Source organism: Cupriavidus necator (assembly GCF_013141915.1).
Lineage (GTDB): Bacteria > Pseudomonadota > Gammaproteobacteria > Burkholderiales > Burkholderiaceae > Cupriavidus > Cupriavidus necator_B.
On record NZ_SROX01000021.1, the window covers coordinates 115,632 to 133,477 of the forward strand.

At 67.2% G+C, this 17,846-nt stretch carries 16 protein-coding genes; 11 read left to right on the forward strand and 5 right to left on the reverse strand.

What is annotated here, in order from left to right; all coding sequences use genetic code 11:
* Positions 1–32 precede the first annotated feature (32 nt).
* The 7 genes from mpl to mtgA all read left to right on the forward strand — a co-directional run bounded on the left by mpl (position 33) and on the right by mtgA (position 7,792).
* A complete protein-coding gene (gene mpl, locus E5S69_RS28055) occupies positions 33–1,421 on the forward strand; it encodes a UDP-N-acetylmuramate:L-alanyl-gamma-D-glutamyl-meso-diaminopimelate ligase (RefSeq protein ID WP_171517722.1) in 1,389 nt (462 codons plus the stop codon).
* A 14-nt stretch (positions 1,422–1,435) separates the two neighbouring features.
* On the forward strand, positions 1,436–2,050 hold the full coding sequence (locus E5S69_RS28060) for a YqiA/YcfP family alpha/beta fold hydrolase (protein ID WP_171517723.1): 615 nt from the start codon (positions 1,436–1,438) through the stop codon (positions 2,048–2,050).
* Complete coding sequence (locus E5S69_RS28065) at positions 2,047–2,700, forward strand: chorismate--pyruvate lyase family protein (RefSeq protein ID WP_171517724.1); 654 nt, start codon at positions 2,047–2,049, stop codon at positions 2,698–2,700. The genes E5S69_RS28060 and E5S69_RS28065 overlap by 4 nt, the downstream gene beginning before the upstream one ends.
* Before the next feature lie 254 nt (positions 2,701–2,954).
* On the forward strand, positions 2,955–5,057 hold the full coding sequence (locus tag E5S69_RS28070) for a ribonuclease catalytic domain-containing protein (RefSeq protein WP_171517725.1): 2,103 nt from the start codon (positions 2,955–2,957) through the stop codon (positions 5,055–5,057).
* Between the two features lie 124 nt (positions 5,058–5,181).
* Positions 5,182–6,114, forward strand: coding sequence for an energy transducer TonB (locus tag E5S69_RS28075; protein ID WP_171517726.1), 933 nt, complete (start codon positions 5,182–5,184; stop codon positions 6,112–6,114).
* Entirely contained in the window at positions 6,114–7,001 is an 888-nt protein-coding gene (gene aroE / locus E5S69_RS28080; protein WP_171517727.1) for a shikimate dehydrogenase, read from the forward strand. The genes E5S69_RS28075 and aroE overlap by 1 nt, the downstream gene beginning before the upstream one ends.
* Before the next feature lie 89 nt (positions 7,002–7,090).
* A complete protein-coding gene (gene mtgA / locus E5S69_RS28085; protein ID WP_171517738.1) occupies positions 7,091–7,792 on the forward strand; it encodes a monofunctional biosynthetic peptidoglycan transglycosylase in 702 nt (233 codons plus the stop codon).
* Between the two features lie 79 nt (positions 7,793–7,871).
* Here the strand turns inward: mtgA and corA are convergent, their stop codons facing one another.
* Positions 7,872–8,834, reverse strand: coding sequence for a magnesium/cobalt transporter CorA (corA, locus tag E5S69_RS28090; RefSeq protein ID WP_018006324.1), 963 nt, complete (start codon positions 8,832–8,834; stop codon positions 7,872–7,874).
* 553 nt (positions 8,835–9,387) lie between these two features.
* Entirely contained in the window at positions 9,388–10,287 is a 900-nt protein-coding gene (locus E5S69_RS28095) for a DMT family transporter (protein ID WP_171517728.1), read from the reverse strand.
* Between the two features lie 210 nt (positions 10,288–10,497).
* Between E5S69_RS28095 and pyrF the strand changes: the two genes are divergently transcribed.
* Positions 10,498–11,316, forward strand: a complete 819-nt coding sequence (gene pyrF, locus E5S69_RS28100; protein WP_171517729.1) for an orotidine-5'-phosphate decarboxylase — start codon at positions 10,498–10,500, stop codon at positions 11,314–11,316.
* 78 nt (positions 11,317–11,394) lie between these two features.
* On the opposite strand, the gene E5S69_RS28105 is transcribed toward pyrF, so the two are convergent.
* The 3 genes from E5S69_RS28105 to thiL all read right to left on the reverse strand — a co-directional run bounded on the left by E5S69_RS28105 (position 11,395) and on the right by thiL (position 13,643).
* Positions 11,395–11,892, reverse strand: coding sequence for a CinA family protein (locus tag E5S69_RS28105; protein ID WP_092306388.1), 498 nt, complete (start codon positions 11,890–11,892; stop codon positions 11,395–11,397).
* Between the two features lie 78 nt (positions 11,893–11,970).
* Positions 11,971–12,537, reverse strand: coding sequence for a phosphatidylglycerophosphatase A family protein (locus tag E5S69_RS28110; RefSeq protein ID WP_171517730.1), 567 nt, complete (start codon positions 12,535–12,537; stop codon positions 11,971–11,973).
* 125 nt (positions 12,538–12,662) lie between these two features.
* Positions 12,663–13,643, reverse strand: a complete 981-nt coding sequence (gene thiL / locus E5S69_RS28115) for a thiamine-phosphate kinase (RefSeq protein WP_171517731.1) — start codon at positions 13,641–13,643, stop codon at positions 12,663–12,665.
* A gap of 392 nt (positions 13,644–14,035) precedes the next feature.
* Here thiL and E5S69_RS28120 point away from each other — a divergent pair, with 392 nt between their 5' ends.
* The 3 genes from E5S69_RS28120 (at position 14,036) to E5S69_RS28130 (ending at position 17,719) form a co-directional block, all read left to right on the forward strand.
* Positions 14,036–16,357 carry an NADP-dependent malic enzyme gene (locus E5S69_RS28120; RefSeq protein WP_171517732.1) on the forward strand — a complete coding sequence of 774 codons (2,322 nt, stop codon included), beginning with the start codon at positions 14,036–14,038 and terminating at the stop codon, positions 16,355–16,357.
* 376 nt (positions 16,358–16,733) lie between these two features.
* Positions 16,734–17,105 carry a ribonuclease domain-containing protein gene (locus E5S69_RS28125; protein WP_171517733.1) on the forward strand — a complete coding sequence of 124 codons (372 nt, stop codon included), beginning with the start codon at positions 16,734–16,736 and terminating at the stop codon, positions 17,103–17,105.
* Positions 17,102–17,719 carry a barstar family protein gene (locus tag E5S69_RS28130; RefSeq protein ID WP_171517734.1) on the forward strand — a complete coding sequence of 206 codons (618 nt, stop codon included), beginning with the start codon at positions 17,102–17,104 and terminating at the stop codon, positions 17,717–17,719. Before E5S69_RS28125 ends, E5S69_RS28130 begins: the two co-directional genes overlap by 4 nt.
* Positions 17,720–17,846: the final 127 nt, after the last annotated feature.

The window sequence follows — 17,846 nt, forward strand, 5'->3', positions numbered from 1 at the left end:
CGCCTGCGGGCTTCAAGTCTTTCCGGGAACCCATGCATATTCATATCCTTGGCATCTGCGGCACCTTCATGGGCGGCCTGGCGGTGCTGGCCAAGCAGGCCGGCCACCGCGTCACCGGCTGCGATGCCAACGTCTACCCGCCGATGAGCACCCAGCTCGAAGCCCAGGGAATCGAACTGATCGAGGGCTTCGACCCGGCCCAGCTGTCGCTGGAGCCGGACCTGTTCGTGATCGGCAACGTGGTCTCGCGCGGCAACCCGCTGATGGAGGCCATCCTCGACCGCAACCTGCCTTATGTGTCGGGCCCGCAATGGCTGGGCGAGCACGTGCTGGCGCGCAAGTGGGTGCTGGCGGTGGCCGGCACGCACGGCAAGACCACCACCACGTCGATGCTGGCCTGGATCCTCGAAGATGCCGGCTACAACCCGGGCTTCCTGGTGGGCGGGGTACCGCAGAACTTCGGCATCTCGGCGCGGGTGACCGAATCCGATTTCTTCGTAATCGAGGCCGACGAGTACGACACCGCCTTCTTCGACAAGCGCAGCAAGTTCGTCCACTATCGCCCGCGCACCGCCATCCTGAACAACCTGGAATACGATCACGCCGACATCTTCCCGGATCTGGCTGCGATCGAGACCCAGTTCCATCACCTGGTGCGCACTGTACCTAGCCAGGGCCGGATCGTCGTCAACGGCCTGGAAGAAAGCCTGGCGCGCGTGCTGGAGCGCGGCTGCTGGAGCGAAGTGGAGCAGTTTGGCGTGGGCGACTGGCGCGAGAGCGACGCTGCCGGCACCCAGGCAGCGGCCGGCAAGGAAGCGTTCGACGTGTGGTTCGGCGAAGCTGTCGCCGGCACCGTGGCCTGGGACCTGCAGGGCACCCACAACCGCATGAACGCGCTGGCCGCAATTGCCGCCGCGCGCCACGTCGGCGTGCCGGCCGCGCAGGCGGTCGCGTCGCTGTCGCGCTTCGCCAACGTCAAGCGCCGCATGGAAGTGCGCGGCATGGCCGGCGGCGTGACGGTCTACGACGACTTCGCCCACCATCCGACCGCCATCCAGACCACGCTGGATGGGCTGCGCCGCCGCGTGGGCAAGGGCCGGATCTTGGCGGTGCTGGAGCCGCGTTCCAACACCATGAAGCTGGGCGTGATGAAGGCGCAGCTGCCGGCCAGCCTGGAGCAGGCTGACCTGGTGTTCGGCTACGGCGCTCCCGCCGGCAAGGACGCGCTGGGTTGGGACCTGGCTGAAGCGCTGGCGCCGCTGGGCGCCACTGCCACCGCGTTCCAGGACCTGGACGCGCTGGTGCAGGCCGTGCGCGCTGCGGCGCAGCCGGGCGACCATGTGCTGGTGATGAGCAACGGCGGCTTCGGCGGCGTGCACCAGAAACTGCTGGACGCGCTGGCCCAGGGCACGACGCGCTGACCGGACGCAACGCCATGCTGCTGTACCTGCACGGATTCCGCTCTTCCCCCCAATCATTCAAGGCCCAACTGGTGCAGGCGCGCATGCGCGAGTGGGGCGTGGGGCGGCACTACGCCTGCCCCACGCTCAATGTCTCGCCGGCCATGGCGATGGCCCAGGCACAAGCGGCGATCCGCGCGGCGCGGGCGGGCGGCGACCAGGAAATCGCCATCGTCGGCTCGTCGCTGGGCGGGTTCTATGCGCGCTGGCTGGCCGAGCAGTACGGCTGCAAGACGGTCTTGCTGAATCCCGCGATCCATCCCTGGACCGACCTCGAGACATACCTGGGCGAACAGCCGCTGTGGCACGGCGGCGGTTCGGTCACGGTCGAGCGCCGCCACCTGCAAGAGCTGCTGGGCCTGCGCGTGGACACCATCACCCGGCCCGAGCGCTACTATCTGATCGCGGCCACCGGCGACGAGGTGCTGGATTATCGCGAAATGGTGGACGCCTGCCCTGGCGCAAATATCCGCGTGATCGAGGGCAGCGACCACGGCATCAGCGAATTTGCTGACTACGTCGACGATGTGCTCGCCTTCTGCGGCTATGGTCCCGGTGGCAAGACGCCGGCCGGCGCCGGCCCGGCATGAGCGCGCAGTCCGTGCGCCGCTGCGGCTGGAGCCCGCACCTGGCCTTCGATACGGCCATTCCGCCCAACCTGCGGCGTTGGGTCACCGGCGATGACGGTTCGCTGACCGCGCGGCTGGTGGCCGCCTCCGCGCGCTTTCGCGTGGCGCGGCTGCTGCAGGCGCAGCAGCGCCCGCTGGCCGATGAATGGCAGGCGCTGGGCCAGCCCGACCGCACCCCGGCGCTGACGCGCGAGGTGCTGCTGATCTGCGACGACATCCCCGCCGTGTTCGCCCACACCGTGGTGCGCCTGCGCCATGCGCGCCGCGACTGGCCGTTCCTGCGCGGTCTGGGCGAGCGCCCGCTGGGCGGGCGCCTGTTTGTCGATCCGGCGGTGCAACGCGAGCCGTTCCAGTTTGCGCGCCTGCTGCCGCACCACCCGCTGCGCCAGGCCCTGCACCGCGTGCTGCCGGCCATGGCGCCCCTGCCCATGCTGACCGCGCGGCGCTCGGTGTTCCGGCGCGGCGACGGCGTGATGCTCGTGACCGAAGTGTTCCTGCCGGACCTGCTGTCGCGGCCGGCCCCGGGGACCGAGGCGGTACCGCATCCCAGGTATTTGCGGACCACAGGCCGAGGCGCTTCGACCCCAGCTAACGCAACCCGCGAAGGCTGACGCACCGTGCCGGTGCTCGCCCCCGGGCGGCCGGACCGGGGTGCGGTATCATTCCGGGTCTCAGGCCGCGCCCGTGCGGCGCGACCGGCGCCTCGCGACAGGCCTCCACTGGCACCGCGCGCGCCGCATTCGTTTCCGTTCGCGCGCGTTCAGGCGGGTGCGCGCGGTGGCACCATTTCTCCCACAGGATCCGCTCCAGCGCTGGCCACAGGGCTGCCCGGCGCGGTTCCGCGCATAGTTGAAAGTACCGATCGATGCAGTTGCTGTTCGAAGAAGGCGGCGAGATCCGCGCCGGCACCGTGCTGAACCAGCAGGGTGAGGCTTACCAGGTGGAGCTGCCAGCCGGCAAGCGCGCCAAGGTCAAGTCGCGCGATGTGCTGCTGCAGTTCGCGCAGCCGTCCGCGGCCGAGCTGCTGCGCCAGACCGGCGACCTCGTGGCCGAGATCGACCTGGACTTCCTGTGGGAATGCGCGCCCGAGGCCGAGTTCGGCTTTGCCGAGCTGGCCGCTGAATACTACGGGGCGGAGCCCGGCGCGGTGCAGCAGGCGGCGCTGGCAATGGCGCTGCACGGCAACCCGGTGTACTTCCGCCGCAAGGGCCGCGGCCGCTATCAGCGCGCGCCCGAAGACCAGCTCAAGGCGGCGCTGGCCGCGCTCGAGCGCAAGCGCCAGCAGGCGCTGGTGCAGGCCGAGTATGAAGACCAGCTCAAGGCCCTGACGCTGCCGGAATCGTTCCGCAACAAGGTGCTGCAGCTGCTGTTCAAGCCGGACAAGAACAGCTTGGAGTACAAGGCCATGGATGCCGCCTGCACTGCGCTCGGCATGTCGCCGATGCGGCTGATGGTGGCCGCCGGCGGCGTGGCCAGCGCGCGTGCGCTGCACGAGGCCAAGTTCCTGGCCGAGTGTTTTCCCAAGGGCACTGGCTTTGCCGATACCGACGTGCCCGAGCCGCCCGCCGACCTGCCGCTGGCCCAGGTCGAGGCGTTCTCGATCGACGACGTCACCACCACCGAGATCGACGATGCCCTGTCGGTGACGCCGCTGCCCGACGGCAAGCTGCGCATCGGCATCCATATCGCCGCGCCGGCGCTGGGCATCCGCCGCGGCGAGCCGCTCGACGCGATCGCGCGCCAGCGCCTGTCGACGGTCTACTTCCCGGGCGACAAGATCACCATGCTGCCGGACGCGGTGGTCGAGCGCTACACGCTGCAGGAAGGGCGCACCTGCCCGGCGCTGTCGCTGTACGTGACGGTGGACCCGACGGTGTGGCTGGTCACCGGCAGCGAAACCCGCGCCGAGCTGGTGCCGATCGCCGCCAACCTGCGCCATAACCTGCTCGACGAGGTCATCACCGAGGCCTCGCTCGCCGACGGCACCGGCGACTATCCGTTCCGCGACGCGCTGACGCAGCTCTGGCATTTTGCCGGCTACCTGTACGACGAGCGCCAGAAAGCGCGCCTGGCCAGCGGCCTGCGGCCCGAGACCCACAACCGCGCTGACTTCAATTTCTACCTCGACGACCAGGCCGACGGCAGCCAGCGCGTGCGCATCGAGCAGCGCAAGCGCGGCTCGCCGCTGGACAAGATCGTCGCCGAGATGATGATCCTGGCCAACAGCACCTGGGGCAAGCTGCTGGCCGACCACGGCGTGCCTGGCATCTACCGCACGCAGAAGGCGTGGGGCATGCACCGTACGCGCATGCAGACCTACCCGGCGCCGCACGAAGGCCTTGGCGTGGCGCAGTACGCGTGGAGCACCTCGCCGCTGCGCCGCTATGTCGACCTGGTCAACCAGTGGCAGATCCTGGCGGTGGCCCAGCACGGCGTGACCGCCAAGCTGGTGGCGCCATTCAAGCCCAAGGACGCCGACCTGCTGGCCGCGGTGGCCGACTTCGAAGGCACCTACGCCGCCTATGCCGACCACCAGTCGACCATGGAGCGCTACTGGTGCCTGCGCTGGCTCAAGCAGGAAAACCGCGAGCGCATGGTGGCTTCGGTGCTGAAGGAAGGGGCGGTGCGTTTCACCGAGATCCCGCTGGTCACGCGCGTGCCCGAGCTGGTGCAGGCGCAGCGCGGCACCCAGGTGCTGCTGGAGATCGGCGAGACCGACGAGATCACGCTGGAGGTCTCGTGCCGGGTGCTGGAGATCTTTGCCGGTGAAGGCGAAGTCCCTGAAGAAGAGCTGGAAAGCGACGAGGAAGCCGCTGAGTTGTCCGCCGAAGCCGCTGCCGAAGCGGCGGCCGAGGATGCCGCCGAGCAGGCCGCGGTCGTCGCCGACCAGGAGCCGGCCGACGCGGGCGGCGACGCCGCCGGCAAGGCGTCGGGCGAGCGCGACACCGGCACCCCGGCGGCCGGCTGAAGCCTTCGGAAATCCGCGGGGCTCCCTTACAATGCGGGTCTGATCCGGGGCGCCCCAGCCCCGGTCTTCCAGCCGGCCCCGCCGATGCTGCCGCGGTTGTCTCCCGAGCCCTCATCCATTCATCGTGAACGCCACTCTTGCCGCTTCCCGCCCCTGGTGGCATGCCAGGTGGCACCACAGCAGTATGCTGGCCCGGGCGCTCGCCATTTCGGTGGCCGTGCACGCGTTGCTGCTGATGGTGCGGGTGGCTGCGCCGGAAGTCTTCGAGATCAAGCGCAGCGATGCCGCGCTGGACGTGGTGCTGGTCAACGCCAAGTCGGCGCAGAAGCCGCGCAAGCCGACTGCGCTGGCGCAAGCCAACCTCGACGGCGGCGGCGACCATGATCTGCAGCGCGCCACCACGCCACTGCCGGCGCAGACGCTGACGCAGGACGGCGACCTGGTGCGCCAGGTCCAGCGCCGCGTCGAGCAGCTCGAACAGGAGCAGCAGCGCCTGCTGACCCAGTCGCGCGACGCCGCGCCGGCGGTGCGCAACCAGCCGCTCAAGCCGGGCGAGAAACGCCAGGACACGCCGCAGCGCGGCCAGGATGAGCGTACCTCGACCGACGAGATGGCCAAACTGGAAGCCGAGATCGGCCGCAACCTCGAGCACTACGCCAAGCGGCCCAAGCGTTTCCAGCTGACCGCCACCAGCGCGCAGGCGGTCGACTACGCGCAGTACTACGACCAGCTGCGCCGCAAGATCGAGGCGCGCGGCACCACGGACTTCCCGCAACGCAACGGCAAGCCGCTCTATGGCCAGCTGATCCTGGTGATCAACGTCAACCGGCAGGGCAAGCTGGGCTACAACCGCGACGGCTACAACGTCGACGCCATCGACGTGGTCAAGAGTTCGGGGGATCCCGTGCTGGACCGCCAGGCGGTGGCGATCGTGCGCGCGGCCGCGCCGTTCGGCGCGTTTACCGCCGAGATGACCTCGCGCCAGGACATCCTCGAGGTCATATCCACTTTCAAGTTTTCGCGCAGCGGGCTGGAAACCCGCTTGCAGGCACGCTGATGACATCCACTGACCCTTCCCAAGCCAGCTCCGACCGCTATGTGGTGATCGGCAACCCGGTCGCGCACAGCCGTTCGCCGGCGATCCACGCCGCCTTCGCGCGCCAGACCGGCGAGGCCGTGCAATATGACCGCCTGGAGGCGCCGCTGGACGGGTTTGCCGACACCGTGCGCCAGTTCTTTGCCGGCGGCGGCTACGGCTGCAACGTGACCGTGCCGTTCAAGCTGGAAGCCTATGACCTGGCCGACCGCCTGACCGAGCGCGCCGAGGCCGCGGGCGCGGTCAACACGCTGTGGATCGAAGAGGGTTTGATTCATGGCGACAATACCGACGGCATCGGCCTGGTGCGCGATATCCAGGACAACCTGGACACACTGATCGAAGGCAAGCGCGTGCTGCTGCTCGGCGCCGGGGGCGCCGCGATGGGCGCGATGCTGCCGCTGATCGAATCCCGGCCGGCGCGCATCGTGGTGGCCAACCGCACCGCGTCGCGCGCCAGCGACATGCTCGAAGAGTTTGTCGAGGCCGCCGACCAGTATGGCGTCGAGTTGTGGGGCGGCGGCCTTGATGCGCTCGACGGCCTGTCCGAGGACGAAGCCGTCGACGTGGTCATCAATGCCTCGTCCAGCAGCCTGCATGGCGAGGTGCCGCCAGTGCCCGAGTTCCTGCTTGGCGAAGGCGTGCTGGCCTACGACATGATGTACGGCGCCGAGCCCACCGTGTTCCTGCAGTTCGCCGCGCGCTGCGGCGCGCGCGTGAGCGACGGCCTGGGCATGCTGGTCGAGCAGGCCGCCGAAGCCTTCTATATCTGGCGTGGCGTGCGCCCGCGCACCGCCCCCGTGCTGGCCGAGCTGCGCGCCGCGCTGCAGGCGGAACGCAAGGGCTGACCGGGACGCCGCCCGCCGTGGCCAAGCGCAACCGCACGGCCAGTGCCGTCCGCACCGCTGCCGCGCCTGCCCGCGCGGTCTTCAATCCATTGCGCTGGCTCGGCTACCTGCTGGGCTGCGTGGCCGCCGGCGTGGTGGCGATGCAGCTGTACTTCTTCGTGCAGATCGCCAGCTGGCAGTATCTCAATCCCACCACCACCACCTTCATGCGCGCCGAGCGCTGGCGCCTGTGCGGCCTCAACGTGTGGAACTGCGGCCTTGAGCGGCAGTGGGTGCCGTACGACCGCATCTCGCGCAACCTCAAGCGCGCGGTGATCGCGAGCGAGGACGCCGACTTCGTCAACCACCCCGGCTATGAGCTCGATGCCATGCTGGACGCCTGGGAGCGCAACAAGAAGCGCGGGCGCATCGTGCGCGGCGGTTCGACCATCACGCAGCAGCTGGCCAAGAACCTGTTCCTGTCGTCCGAGCAGCATTACCTGCGCAAGGGCCAGGAACTGGCGATCACGTGGATGCTCGAGTTCTGGCTCGACAAGCAGCGTATCTACGAGATCTATCTGAATTCGGTGGAGTGGGGCGAGGGCGTATTCGGCGCGCAGGCCGCGGCGCAGCACTACTTCCGCACCAGCGCCGACAAGCTCAGCGTGGGCCAGTCAGCGCGCCTGGCGGCGGCGCTGCCGGCGCCGAAGTGCTTCGACAAGAAGGAATACTGCGCCAATGTGCGCGTGAATTTCCGCGCCAAGGCGGGCATCATCGCGCGGCGGATGGGGGCGGCGACGTTGCCGGATTGAGGGCTTTGCTGCCGGGATGGGTTTGCTCCCCTCTCCCGCGCGCGGGAGAGGGGAGTCAAGCTGTAGGCGGTTCAGCGCCTCAGCTCAACCAACCCTTCCTGCGGAAATACACCAGCGGGATCGCCGCCGACACCGCCATCAGCGCAATCGCCCACGGATAGCCGGCACCCCAGTCCAGTTCCGGCATGAACTTGAAGTTCATGCCATAGATGCTGGCGATCAGCGTGGGCGGCATCAGCGCCACCGACACCACCGAGAACAATTTGATGATCTTGTTCTGGTTGATGTTGATAAAACCGACGGTGGCGTCCATCAGGAAGTTGATCTTGTCGAACAGGAACGCGGTGTGGTTCTCGATCGAGTCGATGTCGCGCAGGATCTGGCGCGCCTCGTCCTGCTGCTCGGCCGACAACAGCTGGCTGCGCATCAGGAAGGACACCGCGCGGCGCGTGTCCATCACGTTGCGGCGGATGCGCCCGTTCAGGTCTTCCTCGCGGGCGATGGTTTCCAGCACGTCGGCAGCGGCGGCATCGGTCACGTTCTCGGCCAGCACGCGGCGGCTGGCCTCTTCCAGGCGTTCGTAGATTTCCTCGATCGAGTCGGCGGAGTATTCGGCGTCGGTCGCGTACAAATCCATCAGCACGTCCTTGGCATTGCGCACCGAGCCCGGTCGCATGCGCGCGCGCAGCCGCACCAGGCGGAACACCGGCAGGTCTTCGTCGTGGATGGAGAACAGGACGTCCTTGGTCAGCACGAACGCCACGCGCACGTTGCGCGACACCTCTTCCTCGTCGAGCAGGAAGTCGGTGCGGATATGGATGTTCTCGTCCTCGCCCTCGAAATACCGGGCGGACGCTTCCAGGTCGCCCAGGTCTTCCAGTTCAGGAAGGGCGACGCCATAGGCTTCCTTGATCCAGTTCAGTTCCTCGTCGTCGGGATTGACGACATCGATCCAGATCGGCTTGTGCTGCAGCAGCTCATTGCGCTCGTCGACCTGCTCCTGGGCAAGCCGGCCTTTTTGCAGGACGAACAGGTTGATCATCCCCGGGATTCCTTATTGCTGATTGCGACGAAAAACAAAGACAAGCGCGAAGACAAGCGCAGGCGGCTCGCCGCATTCCCAGGTATTGCGTCATGCCCCGTCATGGCCCGGCGGCAAGCCGCGCAAGGCCGGGCCACGGGCAAGCGTGATCGCGCTGTCCCGCGGCTGCACCGGCAGGGCGGACAAGGCGATGGCGTTTGCCTGGGTTGGCTGGCTAGCCGGGAGAGGGAAGATCCGCCACGGTGGGCGCGCATGGAGGCGCCGCCGGTGGCATGGAAAGACACTCGCCCGCAGTTCTGACTGCGGGCAAGGCCGACGAAGCGCGGAGCCGGGTGCTCCGGGCGGGTCGTCGTTACGCAGCCCGCAGTGACATGGCATTCGCAGAGGTCGCAGCGTTGCTGCGGCAACTCGAACACCCGATGCTACTGCCCACGTAATTTCTCCGGGATTGTGATGGCCGCGAGTGTAGCCCAACGGAGGGTGGCTTGTTAAGTGAAATCTCCGCGATGGGCCCGCACCGTTGCCGGCTCGCGACCGCGGCAGCGCCGCGGGCTCAGCCTGGCACGCCGCGCAGCCGGCGCCACAGCAGCGGCGCCAGCATCACCGAGGACAGCGCCAGGAACATCAGCACGATCGCGGCGTAGTCCTGCCAGTGCGGCTGCTCGCCCAACAGCCACATCCCGGAGAACACGCCGACCACCGGGATGAACATGATCGACAGGCTCGACACCACCGGCGGCAGGCTGCGCGCCAGCCTGAACCAGACCAGGTGGCAGAAGGCGAATACCACCACCGCGTTGTAGGCGATCGCGGCCCATTCGACGGCCGTGGGCACGCGCCAGCCGTCCTCCAGCAGCAGCGAGCCCAGTGCCAGGAACGGCAGCGTCACGGCCAGCATCCAGAAGGTCATGGCGCCGATCGGCACGTCGGTCTGGGTGCGCTTCATCAGTTGGGTGCCGAAGCCCCAGCCGGCTGCGGCCAGCAGCATCAGCAGCGTTCCGGCCGGGCTGCCGGTCAGCGCGGCGAACTCGCCCGACAGCAGCAGCACCGTGCCCGCCAGCGCGCAACCGATGCCCAGCCACGCCCACGCGCTGATGCGCTCGCGGAAGAACACCAGGCCCCAGACCACCGCCCAGATCGGCATGGTATAGCCGAGGATGGCGGCGCGGCCCGACGACAGCATCTTGACCGCGCAGATCGCGAACAGATGCCAGACCACCATATTGGGAAGCGCCAGCCAGAATACTGCGGCCCATTCGCGCCGCGGGACCGCCAGCGAATCGCCGCGCAGCCGCAGCGCCAGCCCCAGCGCCACCAGGCCGCCCGCCATGCACAGCAGGCGAAAGCCCATGGCCGGAAAATGCGCCACCCCCACTTTCATGATGGGCCAGTTGATGCCCCAGGCGAGCGTCAGCATGACAAGCAGGAAGAGACCACGGCGATCGAGAGACATGACTGGACGCGGCTGTGCGGGATGCCGCGCATTGTTTTGAGAGGAAGCGCAAAACCATAGCACGCAGCGGGTAAAATTGCCGAAAGCGACATATGCTGCAGGGATGAAAGGTTTTCACGCCGCTGCGGCCAACCGCGCCGGCCGAGTCCATCGGCCAACGATAGGCCTCCACGATGAGGCGCCGGCGCCACCAGGACATTCCGAGTACTCATGACTTTCACCGAGCAGCTTGCTGCCGCCTGGCAGCGCAACGATTCCCTCCTGTGCGTCGGGCTCGATCCTGACCCGCACAAGCTGCCGCTGTCCCTGACGGGGGCGGGCGGCGCCATCTTCTCGTTCTGCCGCGAGATCGTCGACGCCACCGCCGACCTGGTCTGCGCCTTCAAGCCGCAGATCGCCTACTTCCATTCGCAGCGCGCCGAAGACCAGCTCGAGCAGCTGATCCACTATATCCACGACGCCCACCCCGGCATCCCGGTGATCCTGGACGCCAAGCGCGGCGACATCGGCTCGACTGCCGAGCACTATGCGCTGGAAGCCTTTGAGCGCTACCGGGCCGATGCCGTCACGGTCAGCCCGTACATGGGCTTCGACTCCATGCAGCCCTACCTGGCCTACCCGGACCGCGGCGTGATCGTGCTGTGCCGCACCTCCAACCCGGGCGGTTCGGACGTCCAGTTCCTGCAGGTCGACGGCAAGCCGCTGTACCAGCTGGTGGCCGAGGCCGCGCGCGAGCGCTGGAACACCACCGGCCAGATCGGCCTGGTGGTCGGCGCGACCTTCCCCAACGAGATTGCACGGGTACGCCAGATCGTCGGCGACATGCCGCTGCTGATCCCCGGCATTGGCGCCCAGGGCGGCGACATCGAGGCCACGGTGAAGGCCGGACGCACCGCCGACGGCACCGGCATGATGATCAATTCGTCGCGCGCCATCCTGTACGCCAGCCGCGAGAAGGACTTCGCGTCTGCGGCGCGCAACGTCGCGCTGCAGACGCGCGAGACCATCAACCGCTACCGCCACGGCTGACCGCCGCACGCGGCACGAGAAAAAACCGCGCCTGCCGGCGCGGTTTTTTTTGGCTCGGGCTGCGCGGCGGCAGTGCTTTCAGGCCTCGTTGCGCAGCAACTCCACCAGCCCCCGCATCGCGTGCTCGGCCGCCTGGCGCCGGATTTGCGCGCGGTCGCCAGGAAACCGCTGGGTCTCGACGACGGTGGTGATGCGGTTGCTCCAGCCAAAGCACACCATGCCCACGGGCTTTTCGGGGGTGCCGCCGTTCGGGCCGGCGACCCCGGTGATCGACAGCGACACCTGCGCGCGGCTGTTCAGCAGCGCCCCCTCCGCCATCGCGCGCGCGACCTCTTCGCTGACCGCGCCGTGATCGCGGATCAGCTTGGCCGGCACGCCCAGCATGGTGGACTTGGCCTCATTGGAATACGTGACAAAGCCGCGCTCGAACCAGCCCGACGAGCCCGATACGTCGGTAATGGCAGCGGCCACGAGGCCGCCGGTGCAGGATTCGGCGGTGGCCAGCATCAGGGATTTGTCGGCTAGGGCGACGCCGGCCTGGATGGCGAGCTGGTCGAGCAGGCGGCTGACGGACATGATGGGTGCAGGGTTTGTTTTGTGGGAATCAGTTGATGATCGGCGGGGATGGCTGATGAGAGGGCGGGCGTTTGTCGCTCAGAACGAGCGCCACAGGGCAAACACCAGCAGCGTGTAGAACGCCGCGAAGATGTCGTCGAACATCACGCCAAAGCCGCCGCGCAGGCCCGGGCCTTTCAGGCTGCGGTCATAGTGGCCGATCGGGGCCGGCTTGGCGATATCGAACAGCCGGAACCACAGGAACGCGGCGAACTGACCCCAGAAGCCGGTCGGCATGACAAAGGCCAGCACCAGCCAGAACGCAACGATCTCGTCCCAGACCATGCTGCCGTGGTCGTGCACGCCCATGTCGCGCGCGGTGCGGGCACACGCCCACAGGCCCGCGACGAAGCCGCCGGCGATGATCCATAGCCACGTGGCGGGCTCGATCCATAGCGAAATCACCACGAACGAGAGCCAGGCGTAGAGCGTACCCACGGTGCCGGGACCAACCGGCGACAGGCCGGAACCGAAGCCTAAGGCGATCAGGTGCGCCGGATGGGCCAGCATGAAGCGCGCGCTCGGGCGCGTGACCTTGGCGGTCTGGCCGGCTTCCAGGGTCAGGGCGGGGTCGCGCGGCGCGGCCCCGGGAGGGAAGGTGGACATCAAAGTTGGCTCGTGTGATGCCGATACGGCTTATGGTTATGGCCGGCTTGCGCTGCGATGCGTGCGGGACTCCCGTGCCCGCGCAGGCGCCGATGCCGGCATCATGACATGCCTGTGACCTGGTGTCAGGGGGCAGCGAAGTGGTCGAAGCTGGCGCCCTCGTAGCGGGTCGGGTTGCCGGCGCGGTCGACCAGCCGCAGGCCGGGTTCGGGCGTGATGGCTCCGACGCGCGTCAACGGCAGCGCCAGCCGTTCGCTGATCGCGGCAATCGCGTCGCGGTGGCCGGCCGGCGCGGTGAAACACAGTTCATAGTCATCGCCGCCAGCCAGCACGCACTCGCGCTGGATGGCGTCGGGCTGGCCCGCCAGCACCGCCGAGCGGGGCAGGGCGTCGACATCGACCAGCGCGCCTACCTGTGAACGCGACAGGATATGGCCGAGGTCGCCGACCAGGCCATCCGAGATGTCCAGTGCCGCATGCGCCACGCCGCGCAAGGCCATGCCCAGCGCGATGCGCGGAGTGGGGGTGTCCATGCGCGGCCGGACCTGGCTGAATTCGGGCTCGGGCAGCAGCCATTCGCCGCGGCAGTCGCCTAGCGCCAGCCGCGCATCGCCCAGGGTGCCGGAGATCCAGATATCGTCACCGGGGCGCGCGGCGTCGCGGCGCAGTGCGGCGCGCAGCGGCACGTCGCCGAATACCGTCAGCGACAGTGTCAGCGGGCCGCGCGTGGTATCGCCCCCCACCAGTTCACAGCCGTGTTCGTCCGCCAGCGCCAGCATGCCCCCGGCCAGCTCGGCCAGCCACTCGGGCTCGGCTGCCGGCAGGGCCAGCGCCAGCGTAAAGGCGCGCGGCTCGGCGCCCATGGCGGCCAGGTCTGACAAATTCACGGCGAGCGCCTTGTGGCCCAGCGCGCGCGGCGCCACGTCCGGGAAGAAATGCCGGCCGCTGACCAGCATGTCGGTGCTGATTGCGAGATGATGGCCGGGACGGCCCTCGACCAGCGCGCAGTCATCGCCGACGCCGAGCGCCGCCTTGCGTACCGGGCGGGTGAAATAGCGGCGGATCAGGTCGAATTCGGAAAGCGGGGCGGGCTGGGCGTTGGGCATCGTGGAGAAACTGCGCCGAGGCGGGCGGGGATGGGTGGTGGCGTTTGGGAGGAAATCCCTGGTATTTGCCGGAAGATCCGGCCGCGGGCGCGCACTGTCAGCATGGGGCGCCTGCCGCATTTCAGCAAGATACTGCCGCGCCCTATAGCCATGACCGCCATGCGCTGCGCCGCTTCAGCGCGGGAACGCTACGCTTGCTGGTGTTGCCCCGGAGGATGGGGCATATTGTACCGAATCGCAAAGGTGCCCCAAGTAAAAGGCTTATTGTGAAATAGTATTTCACTATATAAAATGCTGGGTTCCAAAGGAAGAGAAGGGCGGACGCGTGGAGCCGGTCCGCCGAATCGTCCCCGCCTCGTCAATGACGGCTCCACCGATTGGAAGATGCGCCGATGACCAGCCCACAGTCCCCGTCCCAAGACGATCTGAAACAGCAGCAGCGCGAGGCGCTGCGCAAAGCGGCGCTCGAGTATCACGAGTTTCCCACTCCCGGCAAGATCTCGGTCACGCCGACCAAGCCCCTGTCGAACCAGCGCGACCTGGCCCTGGCTTATTCGCCAGGCGTGGCCGCAGCCTGTGAAGAAATCGTTTCTGATCCCGCCAACTCGTTCCGCTACACCGCGCGCGGCAACCTGGTCGCGGTAATCACCAACGGCACCGCCGTGCTGGGCCTGGGCGACATCGGCGCCGCGGCCTCCAAGCCGGTGATGGAAGGCAAGGCCGGGCTGTTCAAGAAGTTTGCCGGTATCGACGTGTTCGATATCGAAGTCGACGAGAAGGATCCGGAAAAGCTGGTCCAGATCATCGCCGCGCTCGAGCCCACCTTCGGTGGCATCAACCTGGAAGACATCAAGGCACCGGAGTGCTTCTACGTCGAGCGCAAACTGCGCGAGAAGATGAAGATTCCCGTCTTCCATGACGACCAGCATGGCACCGCCATCGTGGTGGCCGCGGCCATCATCAACGGCCTGAAGGTGGTCGGCAAGGATATCGCCAAGGTCAAGCTGGTGGCCTCCGGTGCCGGCGCGGCCGCGCTGGCCTGCCTGGACCTGCTGGTCGACATCGGCCTGCCCATCGAGAATATCTGGGTGACCGACCTGGCCGGTGTGGTCTACGAAGGCCGTACCGAGCTGATGGACCCGGAAAAGGCGCGCTTCTCGCAAAAGACCGACAAGCGCAAGCTGGGCGAAGTGATCGACGGCGCAGACATCTTCCTGGGCCTGTCGGCGGCGGGCGTGCTGAAGCAGGACATGGTGCAGCGCATGGCCGACAAGCCGCTGGTGCTGGCGCTGGCCAACCCGAATCCGGAGATCTCGCCGGAACTGGTCAAGGAAGTGCGTCCGGACGCGGTGATGGCCACCGGCCGTACCGACTACCCGAACCAGGTCAACAACGTCCTGTGCTTCCCGTTCATCTTCCGCGGGGCGCTGGACTGCGGCGCCACCACCATCACGCGCGAGATGGAAATTGCTGCGGCCAATGCGCTGGCCGAACTGGCACGCCAGGAGCAGAGCGACATCGTCGCCACCGCGTACGGCATCCAGGATCTGTCGTTCGGCCCCGAATACCTGATTCCGAAGCCGTTCGACCCGCGCCTGATCGTCAAGGTGGCGCCGGCCGTGGCCGAAGCCGCGAAGAAGTCCGGCGTGGCCGCGCGCCCGATCGAGGACATGGATGCGTACCGCCTGCAGCTGCAGCAGTTCGTGTACCACTCCGGCACGGTGATGAAGCCGATCTACGCCGCCGCGCGCAAGGTCGAGATGGAGAAGAAGCGCATCGTCTTCGCCGAGGGCGAGGAAGAACGCGTGCTGCGCGCCGTGCAGGTGATCGTCGACGAGAAACTGGCCAACCCGATCCTGATCGGCCGTCCGGCGGTGCTCCAGCACCGCATCGAGCGCTTCGGCCTGCGCCTGCGCGCCGGCGTCGACTTTACCGTGGTCAACCCGGAACACGACGAGCGCTTCCGCGACTATTCCGACGCCTACTACCGCATGATGGCCCGCCAGGGCATCACGCCGCAGTACGCCAAGCTGGAAATGCGCCGCCGCACCACGCTGATCGGCGCGATGCTGGTGCACAAGGGCGAGGCGGACGGCATGATCTGCGGCACCGTCAGTAACACCGCGGCGCACCTGCGCTATATCGACCAGGTGCTGGGCGGCACCAACAAGGTCTATGCGGCGATGAACGGCCTGGTGCTGCCGGGACGCCAGATCTTCCTGGTGGATACCCACGTCAACGTCGACCCCAGCGCCGAGGAACTGGCCGCGATCACGCTGATGGCCGCCGAAGAGCTGAAGCGTTTCGGCATCGAACCCAAGGTCGGCCTGCTGTCGCATTCGAACTTCGGCTCGTCCGAGGCGCCCTCGGCGCGCAAGATGCGCGAGACCCTCGCCATCCTCCGCGAGCAGGCGCCGGACCTGGAGATCGACGGCGAAATGCACGGCGATTGCGCGCTCGACCAGAAGCTGCGCGACCAGTTGGTGCCGGACGGCACGCTGAAGGGGGAAGCCAACCTGCTGGTGTGCCCGAATATCGACGCGGCCAATATCTCGTACAACCTGCTCAAGGTTGCGGCGGGCAACAACGTCGCGATCGGTCCGATCCTGCTGGGCGTGAAGGCGCCGGTGCATATCCTGACACCGTCCGCGACGGTGCGCCGCATCGTCAACATGACGTCGCTGGTGGTGGTCGACGCCGCTGCCAAGCGCTAAGCGATGGCGCTGGCCCGAACCGGGTCAATGTGACGAAAAGCCGGGTTCGCCCGGCTTTTTTTATCGCTGTGTTGCGGTGGTTAGTATGCGCACACATACGCTTAACATATTGAAACAATTGAAGAAATCGCACTGCAACAGAGGCGGGATTGATTAATTGCGTGCATGCGCGTAACCTTACGCCTTTGATACAGGCGCTCGCCATGAGCGCCCCGGTGCGGTCGGCATCCATCGCGCTTCGCTTCAGGCGGCGCAGGGCGCCGGCCAGGGTGGCCCGGACAGATCGTCTACCCAACCAGCGGCAGGCTCGATTTCCGGTTCAACCAAGACAAGCAACGTGGGTTTCCAAGTTTCTCCGATGCGGCACGCAACGCGCATGCTGGCCCGGTCCCTGACCGGCGCGGCGCTGGTGCTGGCCCTGGCGCAGCCGACGCTGGCGCGCCAGGCGCAGACCGAAGGACCGGGAACCATTGCAGTGCAGCAGTTGCCCAACGAAGCGCGGCAGACCCTGGAGCGCATCGAAGCCGGCGGCCCGTTCCCGTATGACAAGGACGGCTCGAGATTCGGCAACTATGAACGCATCCTGCCGCAAAGAGATCGCGGTTATTACCGCGAATACACGGTCAAGAGCGCCAGGAGCCGGAACCGGGGAGCCAAGCGGATCGTCTGCGGCGGGGAACAGCGCGCTGCCAACGATTGTTACTACACGGAAGACCACTACAACAGCTTCAAACGGATACTCAAATGATGACTGACATTTTCGGATTGGGCGACGCCCTTGCCGCCCGCGAAGAGCGCGGCGCCGGAGATGGCTGGCAGCGGGCTCAGCAGCAGGCCCAGAACCTATACGACAACGTGCTGATGATGCCGAGCCACGAGCTCATGCAAAAACTCCCGCCCGCGACTGCGCCTGCGGCCGTGCCCGCCGGTCCCGGTTGGAACGACGGCACCAGCGAGGGGGCCATGAACCTGTTCAAGACGGTGCGCCCGAACATCGTCCAGTCGATCCGCGCCTTCCGTGTGCCGGAACTGGCCCAGGCGGCGGCCGATCTCGGCCAGCATTTCCTCTATGCCAATTGCGCGCCTTGCGCGAGCAAGGCAGAGATCCTGGAAACCATCGCCACCTCGTTCACCTTCCCCAAGCATTTCGGCAAGAATTTCGACGCACTGGCCGATTGCCTGACCGACATGATCTACAAGGCTGGCCCGCAGCCGGGTTTCGTGATCGTGCTGGAGGGCCTGCCGATCGCACAGAAGTTCGACAAGGAAGCCCGCGAAGTGCTGCTCGACGTGTTCCGCGACGCTGCGGAGTTCTGGGGTGAGCGCAAGGTGCAGTTCCGCGTGTTCTATTCCTTTGCCTGATGTTCGGCTGACCGCGCCGAGCTGCGATCGATCATGCAAAAAGCCCGCTGTGAACTGCACCCCAAGAGTTGGACGCCGATCCAACCTTGGGGTGTTTTTCATGGTGAGACACGACGAGCAACTGAAG

Bases quoted from the DNA above. Each gene is read 5' to 3' on its own strand.
- E5S69_RS28120 (WP_171517732.1), top strand. From the start codon at position 14,036: ATGACCAGCCCACAGTCCCCGTCCCAAGACGATCTGAAACAGCAGCAG.
- pyrF (WP_171517729.1), top strand. From the start codon at position 10,498: ATGACTTTCACCGAGCAGCTTGCTGCCGCCTGGCAGCGCAACGATTCC.
- aroE (WP_171517727.1), top strand. From the start codon at position 6,114: ATGACATCCACTGACCCTTCCCAAGCCAGCTCCGACCGCTATGTGGTG.
- E5S69_RS28095 (WP_171517728.1), bottom strand. From the start codon at position 10,287: ATGTCTCTCGATCGCCGTGGTCTCTTCCTGCTTGTCATGCTGACGCTC.
- corA (WP_018006324.1), bottom strand. From the start codon at position 8,834: ATGATCAACCTGTTCGTCCTGCAAAAAGGCCGGCTTGCCCAGGAGCAG.
- E5S69_RS28105 (WP_092306388.1), bottom strand. From the start codon at position 11,892: ATGTCCGTCAGCCGCCTGCTCGACCAGCTCGCCATCCAGGCCGGCGTC.
- E5S69_RS28130 (WP_171517734.1), top strand. From the start codon at position 17,102: ATGATGACTGACATTTTCGGATTGGGCGACGCCCTTGCCGCCCGCGAA.
- E5S69_RS28065 (WP_171517724.1), top strand. From the start codon at position 2,047: ATGAGCGCGCAGTCCGTGCGCCGCTGCGGCTGGAGCCCGCACCTGGCC.
- E5S69_RS28125 (WP_171517733.1), top strand. From the start codon at position 16,734: ATGCTGGCCCGGTCCCTGACCGGCGCGGCGCTGGTGCTGGCCCTGGCG.
- E5S69_RS28060 (WP_171517723.1), top strand. From the start codon at position 1,436: ATGCTGCTGTACCTGCACGGATTCCGCTCTTCCCCCCAATCATTCAAG.
- mpl (WP_171517722.1), top strand. From the start codon at position 33: ATGCATATTCATATCCTTGGCATCTGCGGCACCTTCATGGGCGGCCTG.
- E5S69_RS28110 (WP_171517730.1), bottom strand. From the start codon at position 12,537: ATGTCCACCTTCCCTCCCGGGGCCGCGCCGCGCGACCCCGCCCTGACC.
- E5S69_RS28070 (WP_171517725.1), top strand. From the start codon at position 2,955: ATGCAGTTGCTGTTCGAAGAAGGCGGCGAGATCCGCGCCGGCACCGTG.
- thiL (WP_171517731.1), bottom strand. From the start codon at position 13,643: ATGCCCAACGCCCAGCCCGCCCCGCTTTCCGAATTCGACCTGATCCGC.